Annotated in this window: 17 protein-coding genes, 1 tRNA gene and 1 other RNA gene; 9 read left to right on the top strand and 10 right to left on the bottom strand. The window is 52.0% G+C overall.

Going from position 1 to position 24,207, the window contains the following annotated elements; genetic code table 11:
• Positions 1-758: 758 nt before the first annotated feature.
• The 5 genes from ALIPUT_RS02120 to ALIPUT_RS02095 all read right to left on the bottom strand — a co-directional run bounded on the left by ALIPUT_RS02120 (position 759) and on the right by ALIPUT_RS02095 (position 8,400).
• Entirely contained in the window at positions 759-2,417 is a 1,659-nt protein-coding gene (locus tag ALIPUT_RS02120) for a putative transporter (protein ID WP_004327982.1), read from the bottom strand.
• Positions 2,418-2,550: 133 nt separating this feature from the next.
• Positions 2,551-3,243, bottom strand: coding sequence for an LrgB family protein (locus ALIPUT_RS02115; protein WP_004327981.1), 693 nt, complete (start codon positions 3,241-3,243; stop codon positions 2,551-2,553).
• On the bottom strand, positions 3,243-3,578 hold the full coding sequence (locus ALIPUT_RS02110; RefSeq protein WP_040293354.1) for a CidA/LrgA family protein: 336 nt from the start codon (positions 3,576-3,578) through the stop codon (positions 3,243-3,245). Before ALIPUT_RS02110 ends, ALIPUT_RS02115 begins: the two co-directional genes overlap by 1 nt.
• 516 nt (positions 3,579-4,094) lie before the next feature.
• Positions 4,095-4,498: a transfer-messenger RNA gene (gene ssrA, locus ALIPUT_RS12305) on the bottom strand.
• Between the two features lie 713 nt (positions 4,499-5,211).
• The gene (locus tag ALIPUT_RS02095; protein WP_050751445.1) at positions 5,212-8,400 is read right to left on the bottom strand and encodes a response regulator; all 3,189 of its coding nucleotides are present in this window, start codon (positions 8,398-8,400) and stop codon (positions 5,212-5,214) included.
• Positions 8,401-8,714: 314 nt separating this feature from the next.
• Here ALIPUT_RS02095 and ALIPUT_RS02090 point away from each other — a divergent pair, with 314 nt between their 5' ends.
• The 4 genes from ALIPUT_RS02090 to udk all read left to right on the top strand — a co-directional run bounded on the left by ALIPUT_RS02090 (position 8,715) and on the right by udk (position 13,854).
• Positions 8,715-9,458, top strand: coding sequence for a cell division ATP-binding protein FtsE (locus ALIPUT_RS02090; RefSeq protein WP_004327974.1), 744 nt, complete (start codon positions 8,715-8,717; stop codon positions 9,456-9,458).
• A gap of 86 nt (positions 9,459-9,544) precedes the next feature.
• On the top strand, positions 9,545-10,723 hold the full coding sequence (locus ALIPUT_RS02085) for a hypothetical protein (protein ID WP_004327973.1): 1,179 nt from the start codon (positions 9,545-9,547) through the stop codon (positions 10,721-10,723).
• Between the two features lie 146 nt (positions 10,724-10,869).
• The gene (gyrB, locus tag ALIPUT_RS02080) at positions 10,870-12,828 is read left to right on the top strand and encodes a DNA topoisomerase (ATP-hydrolyzing) subunit B (protein ID WP_004327972.1); all 1,959 of its coding nucleotides are present in this window, start codon (positions 10,870-10,872) and stop codon (positions 12,826-12,828) included.
• Between the two features lie 405 nt (positions 12,829-13,233).
• A complete protein-coding gene (gene udk / locus ALIPUT_RS02070) occupies positions 13,234-13,854 on the top strand; it encodes a uridine kinase (protein ID WP_004327970.1) in 621 nt (206 codons plus the stop codon).
• Between the two features lie 193 nt (positions 13,855-14,047).
• Here the strand turns inward: udk and ALIPUT_RS12010 are convergent, their stop codons facing one another.
• From ALIPUT_RS12010 to ALIPUT_RS02045, 5 genes are all read right to left on the bottom strand, one after another.
• Complete coding sequence (locus tag ALIPUT_RS12010; RefSeq protein WP_004327969.1) at positions 14,048-15,253, bottom strand: WG repeat-containing protein; 1,206 nt, start codon at positions 15,251-15,253, stop codon at positions 14,048-14,050.
• Complete coding sequence (gene mutS, locus ALIPUT_RS02060) at positions 15,250-17,916, bottom strand: DNA mismatch repair protein MutS (protein WP_004327968.1); 2,667 nt, start codon at positions 17,914-17,916, stop codon at positions 15,250-15,252. Before mutS ends, ALIPUT_RS12010 begins: the two co-directional genes overlap by 4 nt.
• A gap of 244 nt (positions 17,917-18,160) precedes the next feature.
• A complete protein-coding gene (locus ALIPUT_RS02055; protein ID WP_187117658.1) occupies positions 18,161-19,072 on the bottom strand; it encodes a GIN domain-containing protein in 912 nt (303 codons plus the stop codon).
• A gap of 127 nt (positions 19,073-19,199) precedes the next feature.
• Positions 19,200-19,775 carry a hypothetical protein gene (locus ALIPUT_RS02050; protein ID WP_004327965.1) on the bottom strand — a complete coding sequence of 192 codons (576 nt, stop codon included), beginning with the start codon at positions 19,773-19,775 and terminating at the stop codon, positions 19,200-19,202.
• Between the two features lie 247 nt (positions 19,776-20,022).
• A complete protein-coding gene (locus ALIPUT_RS02045) occupies positions 20,023-21,438 on the bottom strand; it encodes an ATP-dependent DNA helicase (RefSeq protein ID WP_004327963.1) in 1,416 nt (471 codons plus the stop codon).
• A 70-nt stretch (positions 21,439-21,508) separates the two neighbouring features.
• Here ALIPUT_RS02045 and ALIPUT_RS02040 point away from each other — a divergent pair, with 70 nt between their 5' ends.
• From ALIPUT_RS02040 to ALIPUT_RS13355, 5 genes are all read left to right on the top strand, one after another.
• Complete coding sequence (locus ALIPUT_RS02040) at positions 21,509-22,153, top strand: hypothetical protein (protein ID WP_004327962.1); 645 nt, start codon at positions 21,509-21,511, stop codon at positions 22,151-22,153.
• Positions 22,125-22,745: a DUF3822 family protein gene (locus ALIPUT_RS02035; protein ID WP_004327961.1), complete on the top strand. Its 621-nt coding sequence runs from the start codon at positions 22,125-22,127 to the stop codon at positions 22,743-22,745. The genes ALIPUT_RS02040 and ALIPUT_RS02035 overlap by 29 nt, the downstream gene beginning before the upstream one ends.
• A complete protein-coding gene (locus ALIPUT_RS02030) occupies positions 22,736-23,269 on the top strand; it encodes an RsmD family RNA methyltransferase (RefSeq protein WP_004327960.1) in 534 nt (177 codons plus the stop codon). The genes ALIPUT_RS02035 and ALIPUT_RS02030 overlap by 10 nt, the downstream gene beginning before the upstream one ends.
• A 57-nt stretch (positions 23,270-23,326) precedes the next feature.
• Positions 23,327-23,400: transfer RNA gene (locus tag ALIPUT_RS02025), tRNA-Asp, on the top strand.
• A gap of 168 nt (positions 23,401-23,568) precedes the next feature.
• Positions 23,569-23,940: an Arm DNA-binding domain-containing protein gene (locus ALIPUT_RS13355; protein ID WP_081443355.1), complete on the top strand. Its 372-nt coding sequence runs from the start codon at positions 23,569-23,571 to the stop codon at positions 23,938-23,940.
• Positions 23,941-24,207 lie beyond the last annotated feature (267 nt).

Here is a 24,207-nt window from a genome sequence, read left to right as displayed (position 1 = left end):
AGGGATCGGCATCCTCGTCCTCGGATTCAGCGTCCGCTGGATTGTACGGATTGTCCGACATCGAGAGGATGTCGGATGTTCGTGTTGCTCGAAAACCGAATGTCCGCATTGCAAGTCCCGGCACCCGAACAAGGGGTGTTGTTCCTAAAAACAGCGCTGTAATCTTTCTTCCGATTACAGCGCTGTTTTATTCCCCCAAAAAAATCAAAATCGCATCTATACTGGCAAGTAAATACCTTTCAATGTATCCCTTATCCGACGGCCGTTTATTTACACCTTGCGACCTCGTTTATAATTTGGCCTCTTTCCTAAACCCTTTCTGAAGAGAGTGGAGTTGCCTGCTCCCAAAAACATTAAATTATATAACGACTGCTCGCAGATTCCAGCAGGAACCCTCGGTCCTGCGGGTCGTTATCCGATGCCAAATTCCACCCGAACCCTCTCTTGGGCCGATTTTCGACTTTTCCTCGAAGCATATCGGTCAATTCCGGGGCAACTCAGGTCAGGGTATTGAAATATACGATTAGCTATTTTCCCCTAAATAATTTGGAATTTTGTTATTTTTCATTTAATTTAGAGATAGCAAAATGCGGAAAATAGAGCTGAAAATATCGAAATTAACCCTCCCATCAAAAAACTGGCCCGATTTTCCGATGCAGGATTACAACCCTTCTGCAATATTTGCGACAACTCCCGCAGCACGACTGCGGGAGTTGGTATTGTTACATAAGCCCCGACCGGGGCCGCGTCGTAGAGTTCTACAACGCGAACAGAATGAATATCTGAGCTGTAAGCACCCGCAGGAACATCACGACGGGATAAACCGTCGAATAGCTCAAGGCCGGCATATCGTTGCCTGCCGTGCCGTTGGCATAAGCCAGTGCCGGAGGATCGGTCATACTACCGGCCATAAGTCCCATGAGCGTATAGTAATTCATCTTTAGCCGGGCGCGGGCGAAAATACCGACCAGCAACAACGGGATCACCGTAATCAGCGCACCGTATCCGATCCAGCGGTAACCGCCGCCAACGATCGCATCGATGAACCCGTCGCCGGCTCCCAGACCGACTGCCGCCAGGAAGAGCGCAATGCCCACTTCGCGCAACATCAAGTTGGCACTCATGGTAGTATAGGTCACCAAATGGAACCGGGGACCGAAGCGGCCGAGCAACAGCGCCACGATCAACGGACCACCTGCCAAACCCAGCTTAACGGGCTGCGGCACGTTCAACAACGGAATGGAACCCAACAGAACACCGAGCGCGATACCGACGAAGATCGTCACCAGATTCGGCTCACGGAGTTTTTTGAGCGAATTACCCAATACGGCGGCGACCTTCTCGATCGCATTCTCCGGCCCCACGACCATCACGCGATCGCCGATCTGAAGCTGCATTCCCTGATAGGGAATCAGATCGACTCCGGCACGATTGACACGCGTAATGTTGATGCCGTAGCGGGTTCTCAAGCGAAGATCGGCGAAAGTCTTGCCGTTGATCTCCGGCTTGGTAATCAGAATACGACGCGAAACCAGCTTCGAATCCGGCGTATCCCACTCCTTCTCCCCCATTTCGATCCGATTACCGATGAAAGCCGTCACCGCTTCGCAATCTTCGGATGCACAGACGACCAATACCTTATCCCCGAGCGAAATAATACTGTTGCTGTCCGCCAATACGATCGTACCGTCGGGATGAGCGATCCGGGAAATAACGAATTTCCGATTGATCAACTCATTGACATAGGAGATGTCGTGTCCGCTCAACATCTTGTTCGTACACTCGATCGAAACGATTTCGGCCATCTTGTGTTCTGCGGAAATCGCAGCGAGCGCCTCATCCTCCTTCCCGAATTTCACCCGCAGAGCATAACGGATGAAGATCATCGAGAAAATGATACCGATCACGCCCAGCGGATAAGCTACGGCATAGCCCAGGGCAATACTGGGGTCTTCGACTCCCGAAGCGTCCGCATAAGCCTGCTGTGCTGCACCCAGTCCCGGCGTGTTGGTCACCGCACCCGAAAGGATGCCGACCATCGTGGGAATCGGCGTACCCGATACCAAATGAATCACGTACGCCACGCCTACCCCGAGCAAAACGATCGTCGAAGCCAGGCAGACGAGCGTCAGCCCGCCATGCTTGAACGAAGCGAAGAAACCCGGGCCGACCTGCATACCGATTGAAAAAACAAAAAGGATCAGACCGAACTCCTGGATGAAATGACGTACTTCGGCCGGGATTCCCATACCGAAATGCGCGGCGATGATGCCGACGAACAAAATCCAGGTGATACCGAGCGAGATACCGCAAACCTTGACTTTGCCCAACAGAATACCTGCGGTAATCACCAATGCGAGCGTGAATACGGTGTGGGCTATCCCGCCACCGACAAATAAAGAGTAGAGCCAATCCATACCATTGATTTTAATAAAATGGCGCGAAACATACCGCGCATTGCGTCCGGAACGGACATCGCCGCATCCGAGCGTTACGCTTCCGCCCGAAAAAATTTTTGCAAAGGTAATCCTTTTTCCGGAAGACAAAAAATCAGTAGAGGAATTTCTCGATCACCGGCAGCAGCAGGGCCGTCATGATCCCCATCAGTGCCATAGCCAAACCGCTGAGCGCCCCTTCCAGCGCACCGATTTCGATCGCACGGGCCGTTCCGATGCCATGCGCCGCAGACCCCAGCGCGAATCCCTGTGCCATAGGATCCGTGACCCCGCAACGCCGAAGCAGCCAGGGACCGACGAGACTGCCGAAAATACCGACACAAAAGACGACGACCGAGGTGATCGTAATGATGCCGCCGAGCGGTTCCGCAACCGATACGGCGATCGGCACCGTCACGGATTTCGGAGCAAGCGAAGTTTGCAAAATCCGATCCGCCCCCAGCATACGCGCCAGATAAACCACACTAAGAACTCCGACCACGCAGCCGACGACGACCGACACGAGAATCGGAAGCAACCGTCCCCGCATATGCTCGAGTTGTTCGTACATCAGATAACCCAGAGCCACGACCGAAAGTCCCAGTCCGAAATTGAGCAACTCGGTCGAACGACGGTAATGCTCGTAACCGATACCGAAAAGTTTCAGATAAAGGATCATCGCCACGAAACCGAGCAGCACGGGGTGCAGCAGGGCGAACTTGGTTCGACTGTATAACGCACTTCCCAGGCAATAAAAGCCGACCGTGAGGGTCAGCAACACCAGATCCGATCCGACGAACTGCTCCATCACGCCTTTTTATTCAGTTTTTGAAAAACCCTTCCGACGCAGACCAGCACCAACATCGTACTCACTCCGCCCGAAATAACGATCGCCCAAAAATTATCGAGCAGGACTTCGTAGGATACCATCAACCCCACCCCGTACGGGATGAAAAACAGGGCCATAGCGCCCAGCAGAAAACGAGCGGCGGGCCGGATCATCTCCGCATCCACGATATGCAGGCAGAGAGAAGCGAACAGCAGGATCATACCGACGATACTCCCCGGCAGATACCCGCCGATAAGCAGACTGACGCCGTTCCCCAGCGCCCAGCAAAAAAGAATATAGAAAAGTCCTGCCAGCACGTGGCAAAGATACGAATAAGCCGAGCGCAAAAGCAAATTTTATTTGCATTTTGCCGAGGCGAAGTATCTAAGACGAAGTCAAAGATTACGAATAAGCCGAGCGCAAAAGCAAATTTTTATTTGCATTTTGCCGAGGCGAAGTATCTAAGACGAAGTCAAAGATTACGAATAAGCCGAGTGCAAAAGCAAATTTTTATTTGCATTTTGCCGAGGCGGAGTATCTGAAACCGAGTTAAAGATACGAATTTATCCGTATCGGAGTACTGCTCCGGATTACAAAGAACCCGCAAAAGATCGGAACACGACGCATCCGATTTACGACAGACTCATGGATCTCTGTATCCGGAACTGCGGGATACCCCGCCCGATCAAAGAATTCCTCGAAATACCGATAAAAATAGTATTCCCCCTCCGACCGAGTGCTGCTGAAGTCTGAAAAGCGGGATGAAGCTTTGCAAAGTAAGATGCCCCGCATACAAAAAGCGACGTTCTGGAAAACCGGAACGTCGCCGAATGTGGAGGTGGCGGGAGTCGAACCCGCGTCCAAACAAGGAACCCGAAAGCTTTCTACACGCTTATCCGCCGTTTCGTCCTTCTATCCGGGTCTGGCAGGCGGCAACCTAACCCGGATCCCAGTTCCTGAATTTTCGCACGACAGCCGGAACCCTCCGCCGTACTATCTCTAAATGATCGATACCCCGTATGGAAAACCGTTAAAGAGCGGAACGGCCTTCCGGGATACTCGTCGTCGAACCGCCTTGGATCCAACGATTAAGCCAATTTTCCTTGAAAATTAGGCAGCGAGTGCATAGCTATTATTGCCATTTGTAGTTCGAGTGTTGATATTTACGAGCCACCACACAATGCTCGACGTGCTTACAATCAAACTCTGCCTGCTGTCAAAACCGGTCACCCCCTTCGTAGGGATAGAATTTCATTGAAGTGAGTACAAAGATACGAAAAACCGGGCAGAAAGCCAAATTTATCGGAACTTTACCAAAATGTCCTCGTCACTATTGAAAGTTTTATACGGAACCAATCAATCGCCATATACCATATAAAGTTGGAATATAGCACAACCAATCAGAATGATAGCTGTAATTAAATGCCAATAACTGGGATAAATCTTTTCTATTTCATTATTAGGATCTGTTTTGTTCATCTTCAGACCCGTAATGAACCAAAGTAAACTAAGACTTCCAATAAGAAAAAAGAAAAAAACCATTCTTCGATTATATTAACCAACGAATTATATATTGGTATTAAGCAAAGGGCCTAACAATCATACAATATATAGCACAAGCATAAAAAAATAGCCACAAACAGATGCAAAAAATTCGGATAAAACTTTTCCGTTTCATCTTTGAACTCTGCTTTTTTTTGCCTTAAACGCAAAATAAAAAAAAGCAAACTAATACTCCCAAAAAAAATACATAAAAAAGCCATTGCTACTGTCAATGATGTTCCACCACCTAATGCAGACATTACCTGCACGTATCGATATAACACCGAAAATTCGTCTGCTTATTTTCCAAAGGCCCCACCTCTGCCTTGTGCGCATCCAACATAAAAATTCACCCGATCGGCATTGCATACAAGAATATTTTCACGTACCATGCCTGCGGAACCGCTACCGTTTCAGATGCTTACGCAGCTTCTTTTTCAGAACATCCCCCGTTAATGGTTTGGCAATATAATCATCGCACCCGACATCGAGCGCTTTCGCACGGTCGCTGTCGTATGCATATGCTGTGACGGCAATGATGGGAACGGAACTTCCCGCCTCCCGAATCTGCCGCGTAGCTTCCAAACCATCCATAACGGGCATCTTCATATCCATCAACACCACATCCGGAGCGAACTCCCGGCACATGCGCACCGCTTCCGCTCCGTTATGGGCCCGAAGCACTTCATACCCTTTCTTAAGAATCAGCGACACCAGCAGAAAATTGCTGTCGGTATCTTCGGCAACGAGAACGACGGGCATTTTCCCCTCCGAAACGCCTGGTTGCCGCATCTCCGCATCGGAAGCAACCGCCGACACAGACCGGGTCCGGATGTAAGGATGCGTAAACCAAAAACAAGAACCCTTTCCCGGTTCGGAGTTCAGGCCGATACGACCGCCCATCTGTTCGACGATACTCTTGCTGATGGCCAGTCCCAACCCGGTCCCCTGGACAAAACTGTTGAGTTTCACGAAACGCTCGAAGACAGACTCCTGCTCCTGCTCGGGAATCCCGGTACCGGTGTCTTCGACATAAAAGGTAAGCATCATCCCGTCATCGCACCGGTAGCCTAATGTCACAGACCCTTCACGAGTGAATTTCAACGCATTATTAATAAAATTAATCAACACCTGCGTAATCCGGGTCTTGTCGCCTACCAACCGACATTCGGGCAGATGATCGCCGAAACGCAACTCCACCGGTTTATCCAGGACCTTGAGGCTCAACGACCGTACAATCTCCTGACACATCTGATTCACATCGAATTCCACATCGTTGAATTCGAGCGTTCCGGCTTCGATCTTCGACAAATCGAGAATGTCGGAAATCAGCTTCAACAACAATTCGTTATTTTCCTGAACAATGGCTACATACTCCCGTCGTTCGTCGGGATCTTCGGTTTCAGCGATCAGATTCGAAAAGCCGACGATGGCATTCAGTGGCGTGCGGATTTCATGGCTCATATTAGCCAGAAAAGCCGATTTCAGACGATCGCTCACTTCGGCTTTGTTCTTCGCTTCGATCAAATTCTTCTCCGTTTCCTTCAACTCGGTAATGTCGTAATTGACACACACCATTTCGATCTTCGAAGGATCGTTATTCAGGGGATTGCGCATCACATTGATACGGGTCCACTTCTGTCGTCCGTCCGCATCGATCCGAAGATCATGGCTGAAACTGTCGATCTCGCCGGCTTTCACCTGTCGGATGGACTCCAGAACTTCAGCCCGGTCGGAGGAATTGACATGTTTATACACACCGAGGATCTGATCGAGCGGCGTATCCTCCTTCTCGCCCAGGTTATAATACCACTGCGGCACGCCATACCCCTCTTTCGAAACCAGGTCGAAGCGACAGTATCCGACCTTGCCGAAACGACTGACCAGCGAAAACGAGCTTTCGAACTCCGCGATACGACTATGCGCCCGATTGATTTCCGTATTGTCGATATTGATCAGGAAGAAATTGCTCAACCGCCCCTGCGCATCGTAAAGCATACACACCGAACTGTATATTTCGAGGCGGCCCTGCTTGGAGGTAACATAATAACCGTTCAAACGATCGAAGGGATAATACGCCTTGAACGAGAACTCCTCCCGGTTCCGCACCCGGCGCCAGACCTCCTCGTCGAGAATGGGATTCTTGAAAAAATCGACCCCGAGCACATCCTCCTTGTCCCGAATCCCGAAAATCTCCAGATCCTTGTTATTCAGATCGACGAGCAAGCCGTTCCTGTCGTACAGTTCGATACCGACGGGAATATTGTCATAAATATTACGCAATAGCTTTTCACTGCGGTCGAGCGCCTCGTGCGTTTCATACATTTCGGTCATATCCGAAAGCAGGCAAATCACCTCCTCGGGAGTGGTCGAATACATAACGACATGAACATACCGGCCGGAAGCCAACAAACGGACCTCCTTTTCGACATGCTGCTCCACCTGCAATACTTTGGCGAAAACTTTCAGGTACTCGGGCATATCTTCGATCTCCAGCTCGCTCGCCAGCCGCCCCACATAGTCGGCTTGGGATTTTCCGATAATCTTTTCCGCAGCATAATTCGAATCGAGCACCTTGTAATCGACCGGCGTCCCCGTCTTGTCGTAAATCATCCGGAAACGGACATACCCCAGCGGCATGTACCGGTAGAGGTTTTGCAAATAATCGCGTTCGATTTGCGCCTCCCGCTTCGAACGCTGCAATTCGATACAGATATTGATGATATTGACCAGCGATGCGAACCATTGGTAATCCTCGTTCTGCCAATCGCGGTGCTCCCCGATCACATCGATTCCCGCATACCCCCAAAGTTTATCACGAAATGTCATCGGCAGCACAAACAGCGAACCGATATTTTGTGCAGCCAGAATATCATGCTCGTTCCTTGCCCGGGAAGGAAGGTCGTCCAAACAGGAAAGAGCAATAGGACTCCTTTTTTCGAGCTGCTCGACCCACCAGGGGGTTTCGTCCATCGAAAGTCGATCGAACCGATCCCGGCCGCTCTCCACGCCCTTGTCCGTCACTTCGTACGTACAAATATGCCTGCGGTTATCCCAGTCGAACTCCGCGATATAGGTCCGGCTGCCACGAAATATCTTGAGGACATCGGTCAGAACCTTGTTGATCGCCTCGTCGATGGAACCAATATGAAGGAAAGAAAGCAGCGTATGCGAAATATTGTTCAACCGATAAAGAAGCGTATTCATCCGCTCGATCGAGCAAAGATCGACCGGCAAAGCCTCCCTTTCGCTGATTTCCTGGGCATATCCCGAAACAACCAGCCCCTTGTCGGCTGCCGTTTCCCGGCGCAGGACCTTCCAGCGGAACCACACCTCACCCCGGGGACCACACAGCGAAAAAATCTGCTCGGCGGAGAACAGGCTCGCATCCGTGGACATCAGGCTTTTGAGCGAAGCCCGGAACGGCTCTCCGACCGACTGCAGAAAACGGTCGTAACCGATCTCGGACTCCTCAGTTCCTATCGTCTTACAGAGATAATCGGACAACAAAAGAACCCGTCGGGCCATATCTACTTTCCACCACCCGATCTTCGTATCCCACAATATCTCCTGCAACATGGATTCACTTCCCATTATCCCCTTATTGTCAATTTATACCATAATTAATAACAAAAATACTATTCATTACCGGGAGTTCCAAAAAAAATACGGATTATTGTCCGGCACGATGACCGAAACGGACTATTTTTCGGACATTTTCATTACCTTTGTGGAAGGTAGGATATGATCGGTGTAAAAAACAGAAGAGTTTGTTTTATTCTGCCTTCATTTTCATTACCTTTGCTCCCGTCCGAATCGGAGTGCGACGGCACGAAACGAAGAACATTCGTCCTGCATCGGCCGATCGGCACACACGGACACCACGAACCTTTCAACCAACTCGACTCATGGGCGAACAAAACGTAATCCGGCTGCGCGGCGTAACGATATACCACACGGACGATCCTTTCGGCAGCCGCTCCGAAAAAAAGTTGCTGCAACAGGGAGAACTGATCTTGTCCGATCTGAATTTCGACATCAACGCCGGTGAATTCGTCTATCTGATCGGGCGTGTGGGAAGCGGTAAAAGCTCCTTACTCAAAACTTTATATGCCGAGCTTCAACTCATTGAAGGCGAAGGATACGTCGCAGGCTTCGACTTGCGAAAACTCAAACGACGGGAGATTCCGATGCTGCGACGTAGAATCGGCATCGTCTTCCAGGACTACCAACTGCTCACCGACCGGAACGTCTTCATGAACCTATACTATGTAATGAAGGCAACGGGATGGAAAAACGAATCAGAAATCCGCAAGCGGATCGACGAGGTACTCAAGGTCGTATCGCTGGAAGCCAAAGGCTACAAGATGCCGTTCGAGCTTTCCGGCGGCGAACAGCAGCGTCTGGTCATCGCCCGCGCCCTGCTGAACCGTCCCCGCCTGCTTTTGGCCGACGAACCTACCGGCAACCTCGATCCGCTGACGGCCGAAGGCATCATTCGGCTGTTCCAGGAAATCGCTCGTCAAGGTTGCGCCGTAGTCATGTCCACGCACAACACGGCCCTCATCGAAGAATATCCGTCCCGCACGATCCTCTTCTCGAAAGGCAAGATCAAGGAGGTTCCGGTACAAACGATGCTGCAGGATATTTAACGAATGCCCGCACAAACGGAAACCCTGCGACCTAAGTTTCATCGTTGCCAGGTACAGATAATTCCGAATAAAAACAGGTTTGGGTTATGAGACTCCGTACTCTTTTCCGGTTGTTCCTGTTATTGGCGGCAGTGGCCCCAATAACCACGGCAAAAGCCGACAGTCTTATCATCGGCACAGATACGCTCAGACTGGACTTACATTGGTTGGACGACACTCCGCTGGACGAGTTGGCCCGCAACGACCGGGTATTCGAAAAAAAATTCCAGGCACTTATTCATCAGCCTACCGCAGAGGGATTCGTTATCTACATAGACGGTGATCACGAACACCATTCCTACTGGCGACTGATCGACGACAAACTCTACCTGGATCACACGATACGCAAATCAGACTACTCCGAAATAGATTTCAGCGGCATTTTCGTCCGCGACCATACCGGTTATTATCCGGCCACCTTCTATTCAGGCACACTTCCTATATCAGGCATATTCTACCAGGACGGAACGAAACCCATATTCGTTTTCGAGGAGGGGCGATTGACCTATACGAATTGGACATATCCTTCCTTTCCCTGCCCCTCTCCGATGCTGGGCGATCCGCTGTTTCTGCACTTCGACTACATGCAATTCGCACAATTCACGGACGGGCTGTGGACCTGTTGGATGCGTATCCTCCCGGATCCATCCGGAAACCCCATTACCATACAGCCCTTGATAGTAGCTCATAAAAGCGGAATCATCGATGCTTCGGATGCCGCTAAAAAAAGACTGAAAACTGCAATCGCCGACAGTCTGAAAACAGTAGATTTCATTTGCGACGTAAATTTTTCCCGGGGCAGCATACAGGCCGTTCTCAAAACATTCGAAATTCCCCGGCCGATATTATACCGCAAAGAAATCAGGAAAAACGGCCGACGGTTGGTCGGATATGAAAATGCGACCGGACGTCCAATCGTCCCTTTCGGGAAATACGCCCGATGCCACACACCCATCATAAGTGAAAACAGAATCGGGATCGTGGAAACAGACGAAGGAAAGTTTATAGCCATAGACCATACGGGTAAAAAGCTGTTCGAAATCATGTTTCAGTCCCCGGTACTTTCGGTCGAAGATTTATTCCGGTACGGTTATTTCATCTATGTCACCCGAAACGGCCGACAGGGAGTCGCCACCATCAGCGGATTGCGATACACGCAACCGACCCACAAGCCGATCGATCTCTCCGACGTCGATCGGGATGTTATCAAAGCTCTTATCCACTGATCCGGCTACGCTTCCGGTATCCGATATTTCGCCCGAATAAGCACCCCGCAAATCCGGCTGCGGCAAAAATCAATGGCAAAGGGGTGCTTGATTATTGCATCTTACGAAACTTTTCCGTATATTTGTACGATATATTTAAGGTCAATATGAGTACTGAAGGAAAAGAGATAAAGAAGCAGGAAGAGGAGTATTCCGCCTCCAACATCCAGGTCCTCGAAGGTCTGGAAGCGGTCCGGAAGCGTCCGGCCATGTATATCGGCGACATCGGAGAAAAAGGTTTGCACCACCTGGTTTACGAGGTGGTGGATAACTCGATCGACGAGGCGTTGGCAGGACACTGTACCGACATCGACGTTACGATCAACGAAGACAACTCGATCACAGTCAAGGATAACGGCCGAGGCATCCCGACCGACTTCCACGAAAAAGAGGGCAAGTCCGCACTCGAAGTCGTGCTCACCGTGCTCCATGCGGGCGGCAAGTTCGACAAGGGCAGCTACAAGGTTTCGGGCGGTCTGCACGGCGTGGGTGTTTCGTGCGTGAACGCACTCTCGACGCTGCTCATCGCCGAAATCCACCGCGACGGCAAAATATTCCGCCAATCGTACAGCAAAGGCGCTCCGACTTCGCCGGTCGAAGTGATCGGCACCTGCGACGATCGCGGAACCACGATCACCTTCAAACCCGACGGCAGTATCTTCACGCTCACGACGGAATACAAGTACGACATCCTGGCCAACCGCCTGCGTGAGTTGGCATTCCTGAACAAAGGCATCCACCTGAACCTGCTGGACAAACGCCAGCGGGACGAGAACGGCGAATACGTCGGCGACCATTTCTATTCGGAAGAGGGCCTCAAGGAGTTCGTCGAATACCTGGACGCCACGCGCGGTCAGGCCATCACCGAATCGATCATCTACATCGACACCGAAAAGAACGGCGTGCCGGTCGAGGTGGCCATGCAGTACAACGACTCCTTCTCGGAGAACGTACACTCCTACGTCAATAATATCAACACGATCGAGGGCGGTACGCACCTGACGGGTTTCCGCCGCGCCCTGACCCGCACGCTCAAGAAATACGCCGAGGATTCAGGCATGCTCGCCAAACTCAAGTTCGATATCAACGGCGACGACTTCCGCGAGGGTCTGACGGCCGTAGTTTCGGTCAAGGTCGCAGAACCGCAGTTCGAAGGGCAGACCAAGACCAAACTGGGCAACGACGAGGTGTCGGCAGCGGTCGATCAGGCGATGTCGACGGCCTTGAGTCACTACCTGGAGGAGAATCCGCGCGACGCCAAAGCCATCGTACAGAAAGTCATCCTGGCTGCAACGGCCCGGCACGCGGCGCGCCATGCCCGCGAAATGGTGCAGCGCAAGACCGTGCTTTCGGGTGCGGGCCTTCCGGGCAAGTTGGCGGACTGTTCGAGCCGCGACCGTTCGATCGCCGAAATCTTCTTCGTCGAGGGCGACTCGGCAGGCGGTACGGCCAAGCAGGGCCGCGACCGGAACTTCCAGGCGATCATGCCGCTGCGCGGTAAGATCCTGAATATCGAAAAAGCCCAGGAGCATCGCATGTGGGAGAACGAGGAGATCAAGAACATGTTCACGGCACTCGGCGTGACGATCGGCACGGAGGAGGACAGCAAGGCGCTCAACCTCGAAAAACTCCGCTACGACAAGATCATCATCATGACCGATGCCGATGTCGATGGCAGCCACATCGCCACGCTGATGCTTACCTTCTTCTTCCGCAAGATGAAAGAGCTGATCGAAAACGGGCACGTCTATATCGCCACCCCGCCCCTGTTCCTCGTGAAAAAGGGCCAGCAGGAGCGCTATTGCTGGACGGAGAAGGAGCGTGACGAGATCACGGCCGAAATGGGCAAGGGCGTACACGTCCAGCGCTACAAAGGTCTCGGTGAAATGAACTCCCATCAGTTGTGGGAAACCACGATGAACCCAGACACCCGGATTCTGCGCAAAGTAACCATCGACAACGCTGCCGAAGCCGACCGCGTATTCTCGATGCTGATGGGCGACGAGGTTCCCCCGCGACGCGAGTTCATCGAAAAACACGCTCACTACGCCAATATCGACGCATAATCGAAAATTACAAAGGATTGCACCCCGCAGGGGAGCAATCCTTTTCCATATCCGTTTGGCTGGCGGGAGCTACCCCATCGTTCGATTGCGACGGAAAGCTAACCCGATGCGTTCATCGGAAAGGACGAAGTTGGCAGCACACTCGGAGTTCGGCCATACGGCAAACGGGAAATGAGAAAACGAAACATACCGTTTTTTTGACGTAATTTATCCGAAATCCGACGGCGGGGAAAAAGAAAAAACAGATTCCGGGACGCTTCATCGGACAGATGAAATCGGAAATACCTACCGACTTCGTGCGGGTGCAAATACGGGAAAAAATCACACCGTTTTCGGAGAAAAACCGGTCAGGCGGTTATCGCACGCAGAAAACGGAGAATAAAAAAGAACCACAAATCGGGAATTATGAATGTGACAGTCATCGGTGTCGCAGGCGGCACAGGATCGGGTAAAAGCACGCTGGTAAAACGATTGCAGGAGGCTTTCAAGGAGGAAGAGGTAGTCACGCTCTGCCACGACTACTACTACAAAGCCCATCCCGAACTGACGTACGAAGAGCGCACGAAACTCAATTACGACCACCCTCAATCGTTCGATACAGATATGCTCGTCGAACACATCCGCACGCTGAAAAACAACGTTCCGATCGAACATCCGGTCTATTCGTTCGTCGATCACAACCGAACGGCCGAAACCGTGCTGGTCAAACCTTCGAAGGTAATCATCGTCGATGGTATTCTGATCTTCGAGAACAAGGAACTCCGGGACCTGATGGACATCAAGGTATATGTCGATACGGACGCCGACATCCGCCTCGCCCGCCGCATCCTGCGCGACGTATGCGAGCGGGGGCGCACCATGCAGTCGGTCATCTCGCAATATACCACGACAGTCAAGCCCATGCACGAGGAGTTCGTCGAGCCGTCGAAGAAATACGCCGACGTAATCATCCCGGAGGGAGGTTTCAATTCCGTTGCCGTAAGCATGTTGATCCGCAGCATCCAGTCGCAGATCAACGCCAAATAGGAGCACGCGAATCCATTCCCCGAAAATCGATTTTCGCAACAGGCAGTCTGTGTAACTCGCCTCGACACGCAGTCCATTACGACAAAAAGGAACCGTCCGACAACTCCCCGAATTTGAAAATCACCCCTGCCAAGAATGTCTTCCGGCAGGGGTGAAAACGTTAGAATCGGACTTGTCAGATACTCTCTTCCATTTATTCCCCCCGGCGCAAGGCAAACGGATACTTTTTCCCCTTCACTTCGGCGATTCCTCGCTCCACGTAAGCGGTAGCGGCCGAATCCCACTCCGAAAAGATCGTTATGTCATCGTATTCGAACGGTACGATAACACGTCCGCGACCGTCCAATACTCCGAATCGAAGCAACCCGGTAGAATCGGGAACACCTGCGGAAGCATGCCCGAATTTTCCGCTCGGGTTCACCTGATAGACCTTATAGTCGATCAACGGTTTGCCGGAAACATCGAGCAGGGTACAGGCCCGGGAAGCGAAATCCTCCCCTTCTCCGACCCAGGTCGTTCCGAACGGCGTGGGCTGCACCCAATCGTAAATACAAGGTAGGATTTCCCGTCCATTCCGGTCGATACTGCCGTACTTCAAAGCACCGCCGGAAACAATGCAGACGACCGCACGGCCATTTCGGAACGAAGAAACCTCGTAATACTTGCATGGGATGACCAACGTCCCTGCGGCATCGACAAATCCCCAGCGTACATAATATTTCCCCATCTGTCCGACAGCGGCCAGCACTTCGGAAAAATCGGCCGCACCGTCGTATATCGGAGCAATCACTTCGTTACCCCGACGATCGATGAATCCGTATTTCCCGGTAAATTCAAAATCCCTTTTTCCATAGCCGGACTTACCGCTCCATTCGCCTTTGGCTACGACTGCCATTCCTTCGGAAAAATCCCGGGCATAATCGTATTTCAATGGAATTACGACCTGTCCCAGCGTATCGACATACCCATAGCGGCGGACGGAATCCGTCCCCTCCTGTACCCGGGCAAGGCCTGACGAAAAACCCGCGACATCCGCATAGATACAGGGCACGACTTCACGCCCCTGACGATCGATAAGCCCGAAACGACGATCGTTCTTTTCCCCTTTGCCGACCACGGCAAACCCATTGGAAAAACTATCGGCATAGTCATAGATGAGCGGGAAGACCACCGTACCGCAGGTGTCCGTATAACCGAAACAGCCGTCCGTATAAAAACGGCCCATACGGGGATTGCTACCCTCTCCGCCCCGGTGTACGAGAATACGTCCGTCATGCACTGCACCCACATAATCGTATTTCGTTTTCCAATCTTTTTTAGCGGCTGCACGGCGTTGTGCCGACACCCCGGCCGGAAACAGGGAAAGAAGCAGTACAACTATAAAGTATCGCTTTATCATAATCCAGTTATCTTTTTGATTTCATTTAATTTATTAAGCGCCTCGATCGGAGTGAGAGCATTGATGTCCAACCCCTTGATCTGATCTCGGATCTGCACCAGCACTGGATCGTCGAGTTGGAACATCGAAAGCTGCATACCCCGCGTCTGATCCCCCGCTTCCGCCGCCTCGCGAACTCCGGGGAGCGCTTTTCGGTCGCGGCGTCGAGGACTCTTGCTGGGCACGATCTCGTTGTTGCCATATACCAGCTCCAGATTCTTCAGGATCTCTTCGGCGCGGGCTACGACCGAGGCCGGCATTCCGGCCATCCGGGCAACGTGAATACCGAACGAATGCTCCGTTCCGCCCCGCTCCAGCTTGCGCAGGAAGACGATCGTCTTATCCACCTCCTTGACGCTCACATGGTAGTTCTTCACGCGCGGGCACATCTGCTCCATCTCGTTGAGTTCGTGGTAGTGGGTCGCGAAAAGCGTCTTGGCACGGGCCGTCGGATGGTTGTGCAGGTATTCGACCATCGCCCAGGCGATCGAAATACCGTCGTAGGTGCTCGTACCGCGTCCGATTTCGTCCAACAGGACGATGCTGCGGTCGGAAACATTGTTCAGGATGCTGGCCGACTCGAGCATCTCGACCATGAAGGTCGATTCGCCCTGCGAAATGTTGTCGGAAGCCCCGACTCGGGTGAAAATCTTGTCCACCACGCCGATATGAGCCGCTTTCGCCGGGACGAACGACCCCATCTGGGCCATCAGGATAATGAGGGCCGTCTGCCGCAGCAAAGCCGACTTACCCGACATGTTGGGACCCGTAATCATCACGATCTGCTGCTCCTTATCGTCCAGCAGCAAGTCGTTGGGGATATACTCCTCTCCCACCGGCATCAGGGTTTCGATCACCGGATGCCGTCCCTGGCGGATTTCGATGCGCGTGCCGTCGTCGAGCGTCGGACGGACGTAGTTGCGCTCCCGAGCGATACGGGCGAAAGATTGCAGGCAGTCGATACGCGCCACGACGGCGGCATCCCGCTGCAAAGCTCCCAGGGAATGCGTAATGAACCCGATCAACTCGGCGTAAATCCGCTGTTCGATCAACAGCATCTTCTCCTCGGCACCGAGAATTTTTTCTTCATACTCTTTCAGCTCTTCGGTGATATACCGCTCGGCGTTGGCCAGCGTCTGCTTGCGGATCCACGACTCGGGAACCTTGTCCTTGTGCGTGTTGCGGACTTCGATATAATAACCGAAGACATTGTTGTAGCTTATTTTCAACGGAATTCCCGTCGCCTCGCTCTCCCGCTGCTGAATACGGTTCAGGAAATCCTTGCCATGCAGAGCGATGCGGCGCAGATCGTCCAGTTCGGCGTCCACGCCGTCGGCGATAATGCCGCCCCGCTGAATTTGATTGTTCTGCGGGTCGGGGTAAACCTCGCGGGCAATACGCTCCCGAACCTCCGCCAGCAGATCGATCTGTTCGGCCAACGCGTGAAGACGCTCGTCGTCGGTCGATTCCAACAAGGCTTTGAGGAGTTCGATCGCCGAAAGCGAATTTTTAAGCTGTACGATTTCGCGGGGGGTTACCCGAGCCGCCGCTATGCGCGAAGCGATGCGCTCCAGGTCGCCGACCTGCGAAATCTGCTCGGCGACGCTTTCGGCCAAATCGGGCTCGTCGTAAAACCGCTGCACGACATCCAGACGTTCGTTGATGCGATCAATCTCCTTGATCGGCAAGGCGATCCACCGCTTGAGCAGACGCCCGCCCATCGGCGTGAGGGTGCGATCGACCACGTCTGCGAACGCGCACTTCTCGCGCGAACCGTTCGAAGAGAAGAGCTCCAGGTTGCGGATCGTGAATTTATCGACCCAAACGTAATCCTCCTGGTCGATACGCGAAATGGACGAAATATGGGCCGTATTCTTATGTTCGGTAAATTCGAGGTAGTAGAGAATGGCCCCTGCCGCCGAAATGCCGCTGCTGAACTGTTCGATACCAAAGCCCTTGAGCGACTGAGTGCCGAACTGCTTGCAGAGCTTGTCCCGGTTGACCGACTCCGAAAAGACCCACTCATCGAGCCGATAGGTATAGTGCCGACTGCCGAACGCATCGGAGAAGCGGTCTTCGTATCCGCGCTGGTAGATGATTTCCTTCGGCGCCAGGTTGGAAATGAGTTTGTCGATGTAAGCATCGCTGCCCTCGGCGGCATAAAATTCGCCGGTTGAAATATCGAGAAAAGCCACGCCGGTATTTTTCCGGCCGAAATAGACCGCCGCCAGATAGGTATTTTCCTTGTTGGCCAAAATATTATCTCCCAGCACCACGCCCGGCGTAACCAGCTCGATGACGCCCCGCTTGACCAGCCCTTTGACCTGTTTGGGATCCTCGAGCTGTTCGCAGATCGCCACGCGTTCGCCCGCTCGGACCAGCTTGGGTAGGTAGGTGTCGATCGCATGATAGGGAAACCCTGCCAGCTCGACGAATGTCGCGGCTCCGTTGGCACGTCGCGTCAGGGTGATGCCCAGAATTCCGCTGGCCTTGATCGCATCATCGCCGAAAGTTTCGTAAAAATCGCCGACACGAAACAGGAGAATCGCATCGGGATGCACCGCTTTGACCGCATAATATTGCTTCATCAGCGGAGTTTCAACATATTTTTTTTCTATTGCCATTACCTTTCAAGATAAAGTCGGAAACATCGGAGTAAACCCTAAAAATCCGGCGGCGGACGACTTCGCTCATGCCGGTCCACAGGATTGCTCCACGTCCTGCAAATATACGAAAAATCCGGAGCAAAAGGACTTCAAAATAACGAATATTGAAAGAATATTGCATTCATTCATAATTCATATAATCTGCAATAAATGGGTGTACGACAATATAGTACACCCTTACAGGAATCGGCCCCGCAGTCGATCAACGGTGTCGAACCGTGGCGTTATCGACCGATGTCGAGATAACCACAGGTTCGCCCGAATAGTTGAATTCGCTCATACCGCTCACACAATATTTCAGCGATCCCGCCGCTGCGACCGAGGCGGTACTCATACCGGAAATGTCACAGTCGGCAAGTCCCGAAGCCAAAAACTTTCTCCCTTTGAACTGACTCATGCCCGACACTTCCAGCATCAGGTCCCGAGCTGTTCCCGAAAAGGTACATTCGCTCGAACCATCCACTGCGACCTCGGCTTTCTGCCTGCAATTCACATTTCCATTATAAACGGACATACCGGTCAGCGTACAATCCAAATCCCGGCACATAAAATCCGCGACGGCCTGGCTCATTCCGGATGCCTCCACCGTCGCTGTATCCTCGCATACCACCTGCCCTTTGTAAATCGACATACCCGAAACAGACATCGTCAGGCTTCTGCAACGAATATTGGATTCGAACTCGCTCATTCCCATACATTCGACCGTAACCGACGGTTTATCGATCTCGGTCTCGGAAAAAACGGAGGACATCCCCGACAACGAAAACGACTCCAGCGGAGCGGCGCCCACATACACTACAACCCGCTTGGACATATCGTTCTTTCTCTTGGACGACAAGGCTCCGGGGTCGCACGCGAGCACGAGTTCACCGCGCCGCACCCGCACGGAAACCGCCTCGGCAGGCACATTTTCGGTTTCGACCCGGACCGAAGCGGGATTTCGGTCGGCTTCGAGTACGACCTGAATCATATTACTCACATTCAACCCGAAATAAGGTTTGTCCAGCACGATTTCGGCATCTGTCCGAAAATACACCCCTCGATTTTTCTTTTTTGCGTCACACACGCCGATCCCCAACGCCAAGCAGAGCAAAAGCAGAGTTAATTTTCTCATAACGGTCATAAATTATAGATTTAACTCTATAAAGTTAAAGAAAAATTCGGGGAAACCAATATTTTCCCCGAAAAAACTCACAGCGGACAGATCGCCGCAGTACGATTTCATCCAATCGGAAATTCGATCAGAGCATCCCGCACACGGCGAACATCCGCCGGTAATAGTCCGCCTTCCACTCCACCGATTTCGGATAGGCCCGCGACGAAGAGGGCATGCGATAAAACCGAAGCATACGGTCCGCATAGGCGAACTCCACACTCCCTCCCACAGGCGGCTCGGCGCAACCGGTAAGGCGCACGATCACATCGGTAGCCTTCTGTCCCGTCGTCACGATCGCCCGGCAGGTCGGAACCGCAGCCAACAACTGCGCCAGATCGACCTCGCGCACTACTTGAAGAAAATTGTCGGAAGCATTGTTTTTCAATCGGATTATCTCTTCGGCCGTATCGTAAAGAGCCAATCCTTTCTCCTCGCAGAAACGCACGATCCGTTCCTTGTCGAAACGTTTCGCGTCGGGTGTCAGAAAATACCCCTTGTCCCCGAAAAATACCAGTCCGACGATACGCCACATATCGTTCTGCAAGTTCGGGTAAAAAAAGTCCATCGACCACCGCACCCGCTGCGGCGGGAAACTTCCGAGCATCAGCAGACGTGCCCCGACAGGCAGAAAAGGTTCGAGAGGATGCAGTTCGCTTGTCATAATTTTTAATTTATCGTATTATTTATTTCCAAATGATCCTGTTTCAACCCCTATTTTGGGGCGCTGTGCAAGAGACTCACTCTTCGCCCGGCATCACCGGCAATCCGATCCGGCCCATGCAGAATCGCGGGAACAACGCCTCCGCAACCGACAGCCGCCCACCACCCGACCTCGCAGATACTTGGCGATCGCACGCATCCGGAAATGCTGCGGATGCAAAGCCCCGCTCGCAACCTCCGAACGAAGGTCATTCGTAAAACCGTTCATCGAAATTCACCAGATAGAGTTTGTCGGTCGCACGGGTCAGCGCCGTATAGAGCCAGCGCAGCATGTCGCGCGTCATCGGCTCGTCGCCGAACAGACAGCGGTCGATGAAAACCGCCCGCCACTGACCACCCTGCGCCTTGTGGCAGGTGACGGCGTAGGCGAACTTCACCTGAACGGCATTAAAGTGCGGATTCTCACGAATTTCTTTGAATCGCTTGAGCTTGCTCTTGATATCGAGATAATCCTTTTCCACCTCGCAAAAGAGTCGGTTGCTCTCCTCCCGGGTCAGCGACGGGGACTCCGAGGCAATGGTATCGAGCAGGATCTTGCACTCCAGCTCGGCGTCGTTATAGTCAGCGAAGGACAGCACAGCGGTAGCAAAGCGAAAGCCGTAAAAATCCTCGAAACGCCTCAAGCGGCGCAGTTTGGCTATATCGCCGTTGGCCAGAAAATTCATCGGACAATCTTCGGTGCGCTCCGTAAAATGGTAGTTGTTCTTGACGACCATCAGCAGATCGCCGCTCTCGATCTCCTCCTCGGCGCCCAGCACGTAACGGCGAATACCGTCGTTGTAGCGGTTCGCCCGTTTGTTGGAACGGGTGATGACGATGGTTTCGTCGCGTCCGTAACGGTCATAGCAATCCTGCAACTTCTCCATGAACTCACCGCCTTCTACCACCTCGATATCAGGGAAATCCATCCTGAATCGCGGTACTTCGCAGATGCCGTTCTCCAGCATGCAGCGTACCAGGGTGGCGTTGAACAGAATACCCGATTCGGCCTCCTGGCGCACCACTTCATCCAGCGACGTGTAAACCACCTCCCCATAGACGGACAGAGCTTTCGGATCGAGCGCCGGGGAGTAGTCCACCCCGATCGGCGGAAGCTGCGCATCGTCGCCCACGAGAATCAACCGGCAGCCCTTCCCGCCGCGCACGTAACTCACCAGATCGTCGAGAAGCGCCCCGCTGCCGAAGATCGCCCCGTCCGAAGAACCGTTTGCCAGCATCGAAGCCTCGTCCACGATGAACACGGCCCCCCGCTCCTGGTTGATGTTGAGCGAGAATTTCGACTCGTAGTCGGCATTGGTGCGCTGGCGGTAGATCCGCTTGTGAATGGTCAGGGCCGGTTCTCCCGAATAACGGGACAGCACCTTGGCCGCCCGTCCCGTCGGAGCCAGCAACACGGGTTTGATGCCGCAATCCTTGAGCGCCCCGACCAGAGCGGCGATCAACGTCGTCTTTCCGGTACCCGCGTAACCGTTCAGTACGAAAATGGCCGCAGGATCGCTTTCGGACAGATACTCGGAAAGCGATTCGATGATTTTTTTTTGACCAGATGTTGTATTAAAACAAATTTTAGCGTAAATTTGGGTCGCAATATGAGTCTTTAGCATCTTCGGATCGGTAAAGGACGGCGGTATTGCCGACGGATTTTGATACAAACTTACTAGAAATAACTTAAAAATGACAAAAAGAATCATCCAAATCGTACTTGCCGTAGTTATCGTATGCCTGATATACGTTATCTACAAACAGATTTCGACTCCGATTATCTTCGCCAAGGAGAAGGCGGCCCGCGAAGCACGCGTCATCGACCGCATCAAGGACATCCGTACTGCGGAGCGCAGCTTCAAAACGAAGTACAACCGGTTCACCGGCGATTTCGACACGCTGATCAATTTTGTGCTGACCGACTCGCTGGAGTTCGAGCGCAAGATCGTCGATGAGGATGACTCGGTGGCAATGGCCCAGTTGAAAAAGAGCGGCCGCAAGAACAGCGAAAAGGTATGGGTACACGTGATCGACACGATCTTCACGCCGAAAAAGCTCACCGCAGAACAGGTTCGCAACCTGCGTTACGTGCCCGGCACGAACAACCAGACGGAATTCGAATTGGAAGCAGGTCTTGTGACCACCGAATCGAAAGTGGTCATCCCCGTCGTAGAGTGCCGCATACCTTATAAAATGTTCCTCGACACGGTACGCTTCCGTCAGGAGGTAATCAACCTGGTGGACGATCAGGAGAATAACTTCAGCAACTACGGAGGCATCAAGTTCGGCTCCATGGAGAAAGGTAACAATGAAGCAGGTAACTGGGGCGACGAATAACAAGCCCGAAATCAAGAATGTGTCCATCCGGCTCAGGCTGGATGGACACTCTTTTTCTGAAGAGAAGCTCGACATACCGGCCAAAGAGAAAAAAACGGTCGAAATAGAGGTATTGACGGGCAAAACCATGCTGGTTCCCCGGGAAGTGTTCGACGCGAAGGCCGCTCCCGCCCTGATGCGTATAAACGGAATGGAACCGACGGAGAAGGAGTGTATTCTCACCTCCGATCCGCAACAGCCCGTCATCGCTTTGATGGCTGCCGACAAAGCCTCCGTAGAGAAAGTCCGTGCCCGGCTGAAGGAGAAGATACGCTGGACCTCCCCGTTGCTACGTACCGGGGAATTCACGGCATCCTGCCTCTGGATATTCCGTTATGAAGAGCTGGCCTACCTGAAAGTATGGGAACGGCAAACCCTGCGGCTGGCGGAGACATTCATCGCCCCCACGGGGGAAGATCTGCTCTTCTACGTCCGGGAGCTGACGCAGGAGCTGCAGATCGAAAACTGCGAGATCCGGCTGGAAGGAAACCCGACCAAACAGGACGGACGCCTGTTGCGTGAATATTTCAAACACGTCGCCATATGCGAATAGTCAGCGGAAAATATCGGGGACGGGCAATCAACCCGCCCAAGAATCTGCGGGCACGCCCGACGACCGACTTCGCCAAGGAGAACCTGTTCAATGTACTGGGAAACCTGGTCGATTTCGAGGAGTGCGACGTGTTGGACCTATTCGCCGGGACGGGGTCGATCAGCTACGAATTCGCTTCGCGGGGCGTGCACAGCGTCACTTCGGTCGAAATCAATCCCGTACACTATAACTTCATCAAAAAAACGGCCGCCGACCTGGGAATCGACAATCTGTTCGCCGTCAAAGCCAATGTATTCCTCTACCTGAAAAGCTGTGCGAAGCAGTTCGACCTGATCTTTTCGGACGCGCCCTACGATCTGGAGGGCAGCGAAGAGGTCATCCGGCTGGTACTGGAACGCGATTTACTCAAACCGGATGGGTTTCTCGTTTTCGAACATTCGAAAAACATAAATTTTTCGTCCGACCCTCACTTTTGGCAATCAAGAAGTTACGGAAGCGTGCAATTTTCTTTCTTCAAAAAGTGAGAAAAAAGTTTGGAGATACAGATTTTTGTACTACCTTTGCATTCGCAATCAGCAAACGGTGTGGTAGTTCAGCTGGTTAGAATACCTGCCTGTCACGCAGGGGGTCGCGGGTTCGAGTCCCGTCCATACCGCAAAATATCGAAGCAAATGATTGCAAAGCCTTGTAAAGTATATTTACAAGGCTTTTTTCTTTTTCTGTATCCTAAAAAAGGTTCGAAATGCTCTCCAAAAGCAGCTAATAATCAGAGGAAGAGCCCCCCCCTATTTTGTGCTCGAAGCATTCAGCTACTGCACTTTGAATCTTACCAGCCATAGACTGTAAGTTCGTAACTAAAAAGATATATTATGGAAAGACCTCTTTCAGCGTTTTATTCTACCTGTGTAAAACAAAGACAAATCGTAATGATGAAGTTCCTATCACATTACGACTCACAGTAAATGGAGAAAGAAAAGAGATGCGTATCCATCGGTTTATCGATCCGAAACAACGGGACGCAGCAAAAAGGGGAGCAAATAGGAGTTGCAAAGCGCTCAACTTATCCCTCGATACCATAAATCTGCGTCGCTTCGCACATATCGAGAGCTGGATAAGGCAGGGAAACACGTTATCGCTCAAACGGGATCGGATCGTTATCTGGAACAAAATGTTCCGAATGCCATTCCTTAACTGAAACATTCAAAGCACACAATCAAAAATCAATACGATAATTATATATCTGCCGGTTTCAAAGGTCTTCGAAGAAAGAATCAGGTATTGCAAAACGACAAGTGAAGAGCATTCAAGTCCCGAAAAAAGCACCAAGAAGATTTCATGATAGCTATAAAATTCCAATGGCAAATATATTTTCGTACCCAATGATAAAATTCGATATGAGTTTGAAACAGTTTCAAAAACCTATATCATAGGACAAAAGACTTGTATTAATTCTAATGACTTA

It is taken from the genome of Alistipes putredinis DSM 17216 (assembly GCF_000154465.1).
GTDB classification, from domain to species: Bacteria; Bacteroidota; Bacteroidia; order Bacteroidales; family Rikenellaceae; genus Alistipes; species Alistipes putredinis.
The sequence above is the reverse complement of the archived record's forward strand: the minus strand, read 5'-3'. Positions and strand labels throughout refer to the sequence as shown.